The following is a 7,000-nucleotide window of genomic DNA, read 5'->3' as shown; positions in this document are numbered from 1 at the left end:
TCATACCAGGAGTCGCCATCGGTATTGCAGGATTTACTGTTTGCGGGTCAAGTTTTGGCTGATGTTGATGTCAACAGCAAGATTCGAGCCAGGGTGATTCAGCAGTTAGTCTCGACTTACTTGGGGTTAGATGAAGACTTTGAACATGAAACTATTAAGGAATTATTGACCAGGTTACGAGATATTGAAAGGTTTAATCAGAAGGATGAAGTGATTAAGTGTTTCAAAGAAGCAGCTAATAATTTAAAGCTAAGTGAAGAGAGATCAGTCAAGACTCAGTTAGCAAGTTTATACGTAGCTTGTGGTCAACCTGGAGAAACCTTAGTTAGTGGTGTAAATGAATTTGTTCAACAGCTAGTTAACAAAGCAGAGCTTATGCTATGCGATGATATGATCAATTTGGTGGCAGAAGTAGGGGAAGAGATGACCCCAGCTCTGGAAGCAACTAGACAATATCCGATTCGGTATCATGGAAGTCAACAAGCCATAGAATTTGTGACAGCATTGTCTTATATCCGCCCGGATAACTATAATCAGGCTATTGAAATTTTAGAGGAGATTAATCAACAGCCAGATAGTCCGATTAAGGGTTACATTGCTTGGGGAATAGCTACTTGTTACCGTAAAAAGGAGGACTATGATCAAGCGATCGCATCCTACCAAGAAAGCCTTGACCTTAATCAGCAGTTGGGTAACCAAAAGAATGTAGCAAATTTATGGTCTTGGCTAGCTAATTGTTATCGACTATCCGGGAACTATCAGCAAGCGGTGGATTGTCAACTCAAAGATTTAGCCATCCGTCAGCAGCTTGATGACCAATCACGTATAGCATTAGCCTACTGGAAGCTCGGTAGAATCTATCAAGATTGGGGTAAGTATGATCAAGCGATACCATACTATGAACAAGGCCGTGACCTTTATCAGCAGTTGGATAAACAAAAAGATGTCGCCAATTTGTGGTATAACCTAGCTGATTGTTATCGAGACTGGGGCAGATATCAGCAAGCTCTCGATTGTGAACTCAAAGACTTAGCCATCCGTCAGCAGCTTGATGACCAACCAAATATTGCTGATGCCTACTATCAACTAGGTAGAATCTATCAAGATTGGGGCAAGTATGATGAAGCGATCGCATACCACCAACAAAGTCTTGAACTCTATGACCAGTTAGATAAACAAAAGAATGTCGCCAATCAGTGGTATTGGCTAGGTGATTGTTATCGAAACTGGGGCAAATATCAGCAAGCTGTTGATTGTCAACTCAAAACCTTAGCCATTCGTCAGCAGCTTAATGACCAATCTAGGATAGCATTAGCCTACTATCAGCTTGGTAGAATCTATCAAGATTGGGGTCAGTATGATCAAGCGATCGCATCTTACCAACAAAGCCGTGACCTTTATCACCAGTTGGATAACCAAAAGAATGTCGCCAATCTGTGGTATCGGCTAGCTGGTTGTTATCGAGACTGGGGCAAATATCAGCAAGCTGTTGATTGTCAACTCAAAGACTTAGCCATCCGTCAGCAGCTTGATGACCAACCAAATATTGCTGATGCCTACTATCAACTAGGTAGAATATATAAAGATTGGGGTAAGTATGATCAAGCGATCGCATACCACCAACAAAGCCTTGACCTCAATCAGCAGTTGGATAACCAAAAGAATGTCGCCAATCAGTGGTATTGGCTAGCTGATTGTTATCAAGACTGGGGCAAATATCAGCAAGCTGTTGATTGTGAACTGAAAGACTTAGCCATCCGTCAACAGCTTGATGACCAGTCAGAAATAGCATTAGCCTACTGGAAGCTCGGTTACATGTATCAAACTTGGGGTAAGTATTCCGATGCGATCGCATCCCATCAACAAAGCCGTGACCTTTATCACCAGTTGGATTTACAAAAGGATTTAGCCACTCAGTGGTATTGGCTAGCTGATTGTTATCAAGACTGGGGTAGATATCAGCAAGCTGTTGATTGTCAACTCAAAGACTTAGCCATTCGTCAGCAGCTTGATGACCAACCAGGTGTAGCAAGTGCCTACTTTGAGCTAGGCTACATTTATAACGCTTGGGGTAAGTATGATCAAGCGATCGGATACCACCAACAAAGCCTTGAACTCTATGACCAGTTGGATAAACAAAAGAATGTCGCCAATCAGTGGTATTGGCTAGCTGATTGTTATCGAGACTGGGGCAAATATCAGCAAGCTGTCGATTGTCAACTCAAAGGCTTAGCCATCCGTCAGCAGCTTGATGACCAACCAGGTGTAGCAAGTGCCTACTTAAAGCTTGCTAGAATCTATCAAGCTTGGGGTCAGTATGAACAAGCGATCGCATACTACCAACAAAGCCTTGAACTTTATCACCAGTTGGATTTACAACAAGATGTCGCCGATTCGTGGTATTGGCTAGGTGATTGTTATCGAGACTGGGGCAAGTATCAGGAAGCTGTTGATTGTCAACTCAAAGACTTAGCTATCAGTCAGCAGCTTGATTACCAACCAAATCTTGCTGATGCCTACTATCAACTAGGTAGAATTTATCAAGATTGGGGTAAGTATGAAAATGCGATAGCATATTACCAACAAAGCCGTGACCTTTATCAGCAGTTGGATTTACAAAAGAATGTCGCCAATCAGTGGAATTGGCTAGCTAATTGTTACCGAGAATTAGGTGATTACACCAAAGCCATTGACTATTACCAGCAAAGCCTAAATCTGCATCAACAACTCGGTCAAAATAAACGGATTGCTAATCGGTATCGCAAGATTGGTAACAGCCAACGCCTCCTAGCCAGAAATACTCCAGACACAACCCAAGCCCTCCACTTACTCAGCCAAGGAGAGCAAAGTATTGGTCAAGCCATCGAAATTAGTAAAGCCAACGACTACAAAGCCAACCTAGCCTACAACTATACCGCTCTTGGCTTACTCTATTCCGAACGCTTGCGCCGATTACCCTCCAACCACGCTACTTTACCGGAACAGATTGAGCAATTTGAAACCAACTACACCATGGGCTTAAGGTTACTTTCAGAACTTGGAGAAATTGTCGATAGGGCGGAAGAAATTCTAGATATGTCCCGAGCTTACCTAGAGGTTAATGTCTTAGAAAACCTTGACCGAGCGGAAGCGTTAGCCATGGAATCTTTACAAGTCTTCCTAGACTACAACCGTCGGAAACTACAAGCCTCGGCTCGCCAGCTCTTAGGGGAAATTTACTTGCGTCGTGTTGAGGGTAATCAACCGAATGCTAAAGCAAGGGCTTCCCAATTTTTTACGGAAAGTTTAGAACTCTACCGGAGTCTAGATATTCAGGGGAAAGTGATAGAATTGGAGCAACAATTAAAGGGAATCGGGAATCGGGAATCGGGAATCGGGAATCGGGAATCGGGAATCGGGAATCGGGAATCGGGAATCGGGAGTAGTGATAATCTTTGACTATTTCAGTACTAAAATTGATTGTTATCACTGCCGTTATTAAGTTTTTTTGTACTGGTGCAAGATATAGCGCTACGCGCAAGTCCGCAAGTCAGAAGTCAGAAATCCGAAGTAAGCTATGATTAAGTTTCGGAGTTTAGGAATTGTCTTACATCTATAGCGTTTCTCGTATCTATGAGGTAGACATGATTTTTTCCCTGCTCCCTGCTCCCTACCTTACAAGGGTAGGTTTTTTACAAAGGGGCGAGTAGGTACTTTCATATAATATAAACTTCTACCCATATGTATAAAAATACACAATCATTTCCGGGATAATTTTTCCCATTTCCCGCTTCTGACGACTTCCAACTCCCGATTCCCGATTCCCGATTCCCGATTCCCGATTCCCGATTCCTGACCCAAATGTAAAAAACCTACTCCCTACTCCCTAACTATGAAGAGAGTTGCAGTATTTGGAAATGCTGGCGCTGGCAAATCGACCCTCAGCAAACGTTTAGCGGAAATAACTGGATTACCCCTGGTACCCCTCGATCTCATGCAATATAGACCGGGCGGTGATCAGGTGCCCCATGCCGAGTTTAAAGCCGCCCATGATCACCTCTTGCAACAGGAGCAATGGATCGTTGATGGATTTGGCTCACTCGATACCGTGTGGCAACGGCTAGATGTAGCCGATACCCTGGTCTATCTCGATATGGCTGTGCTGCGACATTACTGGTGGGTCACAAAGCGATTTGCTAAAAGTCTTTGGGTGCCACCGGAAGGCTGGCCTGAAAATAGTCCCCTACTAAAAGGCACACTGAATTCCTATAACACGGTCTGGTTGTGTCATAAAAAGCTAACGCCCAAGTACCGCACTTATGTGGAAGCGGCTAAAGCAACAAAGCAGGTTTACCATTTGCGATCGCCCCAAGAGGTAAAGCATTTTTTGGAAACTATGGTGACAGAATTTGGAGGGTAAGCCGGTCCACATCAGCAATGGAATACACCACTATCAAAGACATAGAAATTCATGAAAGCAATTGTTTTAACAAAATATGGTTCATCAGATGTGCTTGAGCTTCAAGAGGTAGAAAAACCAAAGCCGAAGGAGGGTGAAGTCTTAGTCAAAATTCAGGCCACAGCGATCAATGACTGGGACTGGTGCCTGATGCGAGGCACACCATTTTATATCCGTTTGCTCTGTGGTCTGTTTAAGCCAAACATCCCAATTCCTGGTGCTGAAATCGCCGGACGAGTTGAAGCGATCGCCCCCAATGTCACGCAGTTTAAACCTGGTGATGCGGTCTATGGAGATATTTCTGAATGTGGGTTTGGTGGATTTGCCGAGTATGTCTGTGTGCCTGAAACGGCTTTAGCCTTGAAGCCTGACCCCATGACATTTGTTGAAGCCACAGCACTTCCCCATGCCGCAATGCTAGCAGTACAAGGTTTGGTTGATCAAGGACAGATCCAGCCCGGACAAAAAGTATTGATCAACGGTGCAGGTGGTGGTGTTGGTACGTTGGCTGTGCAGATCGCCAAATCCATTGGCGTGACTGACGTGACTGGAGTGGATAGCTCTGATAAATTCGACATGATGCACTCAGTCGGATTTGGGCAAACGATCGATTACACCCAGGAAGACTTTACACAGGGCAAGGAACGGTACGACTTGATACTAGATACCAAGACAAATCGCTCGATATTCAATTATCTACGTGTACTGAATCCCCAGGGAACCTATGTAACGGTTGGGGGGGACACCGCTTGTCTTTTTCAGGTATTACTCTTGCAGGCAATCATTCGTATATTTAGCAATAAGAGAGTCTGTCTGGTTACTCTCAAACCAAACAAGGATTTGGATTACATCAATAAGCTTTTCAAAGCTGGCGATGTCAAGCCCGTGCTAGATGGCCCTTACACATTAAGTGAAGTGCCTGAAATGATCCAGTATTTCGGTATAGGCAAACATCAGGGCAAAGTGGTTGTCGCTCTAGAGTAAGAGGTAAAATTGAAATAGCCACTAAAGATGAGCAGGAAATGGAGTCATGATTTATGAAGTTATCCTCAGTAGAGAAAACGATAAATATATCGCCCGTGCCAAAGAATGGCCCGAAGTCATGGTTGTAGAAAATAGCCGTGATGCTGCCATCAATCAGCTTAAAGCCCAACTACTTGACTATCTAACTAATCAGGTTGAAGTAGTTGAAGTTGACATTCCCCTACTAGGGAAGACAGGAAATCCTTGGCTGGATAAATTTGGATGGTTTAAGGATGACCCGACCTTTGACGATCTACAGCCTGAAATTGCTGCCTATCGGCAAGAAATCGATCAAGAGATATTGATTTTACCAATTCTATCCCCTGATTGTCTATAATATAGTTGCCCATTGTTATCGTTGCTGGGAATGTGACCATGACGACTTTAGTAAAAAATCAAAAAATATATGATGAATTTATTGATTTTGTTGCTCAAAAAACTAGCCCAGAAAGTGTGACTAAGTTTCAATTTTCGGAAGCTACAAAAGAAAAAATAGACGATTTAGTGGAACGCGCAAAATTAGGAGATTTATCCCCATCCGAAAAAAACGAACTTGAACAGTTTTTAGTGGTCGAACATCTAATTAGATTGGCGAAAGCTAGAGCTCATCAATACCTTAAATCCGTCTCTTAGTATAGAGATAAGTAGATAAATAAATTAATTATGCCTAGACAGTACATCACTAAAGAACTAAAACGATTAGTCAGTCACCGGGCTATTTGTCTTGACACCCTATTTACTTTCTAGCCTTGTTGTTACCCCCTCAGCTACTATTGAAATAGTGACTTAATATGAGCAGGAGATAGGGCCATGATTTATAAAGTTATCCTCAGTAGAGAAAACGATAAATATATCGCCCGTGCCAAAGAATGGCCCGAAGTCATTGTTGTAGAAAATAGCCGTGATGCTGCCATCAATCAGCTTAAAGCTCAACTACTTGACTATCTAACTAATCAGGTTGAAGTAGTTGAAGTTGACATTCCCCTACTAGGGAAGACAGGAAATCCTTGGCTAGATAAATTTGGATGGTTTAAGGATGACCCGACTTTTGACGATCTACAGGATGAAATTGCTGCCTATCGGCAAGAAATCGATCAAGAGATATTGATGTTTCCAATTCTATCCCCTGATTGTCTATAGCGTTTTTCATGGCTATTAGGTACACAGGATTTTGTCACTCTTGCCTCTTGCCTTTTGCCTCTTGCCTTTTGCCTCTTGCCTGCTCCCTACTCCCTAAAAAAATGCACCTCACCTAATTTAATACAGCTATACTCATATTCACCCCTCCCTTATCTGCAATACCCGACTAGCATTAAGAATCGCCAACAGAGCCACTCCCATATCAGCAAATACAGCTTCCCACAGAGTTGCTACCCCCATCGCGCCCAGGGCAATAAAGACGACTTTCACTGCCAAAGCAATAATAATATTTTGCCAAACAATACCTAGGGTTCGGCGGGCGATCGCGATCGCTTCTGCTACTTTAGAGGGAGCATCAGTCATAATTACCACGTCGGCGGTTTCGATAGCAGCATCTGA

At 43.2% G+C, this 7,000-nt stretch carries 6 protein-coding genes and 1 pseudogene; 6 read left to right on the top strand and 1 reads right to left on the bottom strand.

Translation table 11 applies throughout. The features are described 5' to 3' along the window. From F6K37_RS28400 to F6K37_RS28375, 6 genes are all read left to right on the top strand, one after another. A partial coding sequence (locus tag F6K37_RS28400) for a tetratricopeptide repeat protein (RefSeq protein ID WP_287253778.1) occupies positions 1 to 3,438 on the top strand: 3,438 nt, incomplete at its 5' end. Between the two features lie 433 nt (positions 3,439 to 3,871). Beyond that, positions 3,872 to 4,399 (top strand): P-loop NTPase family protein, encoded by a 528-nt coding sequence (locus F6K37_RS28395; RefSeq protein WP_008181484.1) that lies wholly within the window; start codon positions 3,872 to 3,874, stop codon positions 4,397 to 4,399. 51 nt (positions 4,400 to 4,450) lie between these two features. Then, on the top strand, positions 4,451 to 5,422 hold the full coding sequence (locus F6K37_RS28390) for an NAD(P)-dependent alcohol dehydrogenase (RefSeq protein WP_287253776.1): 972 nt from the start codon (positions 4,451 to 4,453) through the stop codon (positions 5,420 to 5,422). 46 nt (positions 5,423 to 5,468) lie between these two features. Continuing rightward, positions 5,469 to 5,798, top strand: coding sequence for a hypothetical protein (locus F6K37_RS28385; RefSeq protein WP_287253774.1), 330 nt, complete (start codon positions 5,469 to 5,471; stop codon positions 5,796 to 5,798). A gap of 38 nt (positions 5,799 to 5,836) precedes the next feature. After that, positions 5,837 to 6,094 (top strand): hypothetical protein, encoded by a 258-nt coding sequence (locus F6K37_RS28380; RefSeq protein ID WP_502887784.1) that lies wholly within the window; start codon positions 5,837 to 5,839, stop codon positions 6,092 to 6,094. Positions 6,095 to 6,271: 177 nt separating this feature from the next. Further along, positions 6,272 to 6,601, top strand: coding sequence for a hypothetical protein (locus F6K37_RS28375; protein WP_287253770.1), 330 nt, complete (start codon positions 6,272 to 6,274; stop codon positions 6,599 to 6,601). Positions 6,602 to 6,739: 138 nt separating this feature from the next. Here the strand turns inward: F6K37_RS28375 and F6K37_RS28370 are convergent. Further along, positions 6,740 to 7,000 (bottom strand): annotated as a pseudogene (locus F6K37_RS28370) (heavy metal translocating P-type ATPase); the annotation flags it as partial.

Source organism: Moorena sp. SIO4E2 (assembly GCF_010671945.1).
GTDB classification, from domain to species: domain Bacteria; phylum Cyanobacteriota; class Cyanobacteriia; order Cyanobacteriales; family Coleofasciculaceae; genus Moorena; species Moorena producens.
This window is presented reverse-complemented; position numbering and strand designations above follow the sequence as displayed.

What these genes read in the sequence shown, in the direction of transcription:
- F6K37_RS28395 (WP_008181484.1), top strand. Translation starts at nt 3,872, where the DNA reads ATGAAGAGAGTTGCAGTATTTGGAAATGCTGGCGCTGGCAAATCGACC.
- F6K37_RS28380 (WP_502887784.1), top strand. Translation starts at nt 5,837, where the DNA reads ATGACGACTTTAGTAAAAAATCAAAAAATATATGATGAATTTATTGAT.
- F6K37_RS28390 (WP_287253776.1), top strand. Translation starts at nt 4,451, where the DNA reads ATGAAAGCAATTGTTTTAACAAAATATGGTTCATCAGATGTGCTTGAG.
- F6K37_RS28375 (WP_287253770.1), top strand. Translation starts at nt 6,272, where the DNA reads ATGATTTATAAAGTTATCCTCAGTAGAGAAAACGATAAATATATCGCC.
- F6K37_RS28385 (WP_287253774.1), top strand. Translation starts at nt 5,469, where the DNA reads ATGATTTATGAAGTTATCCTCAGTAGAGAAAACGATAAATATATCGCC.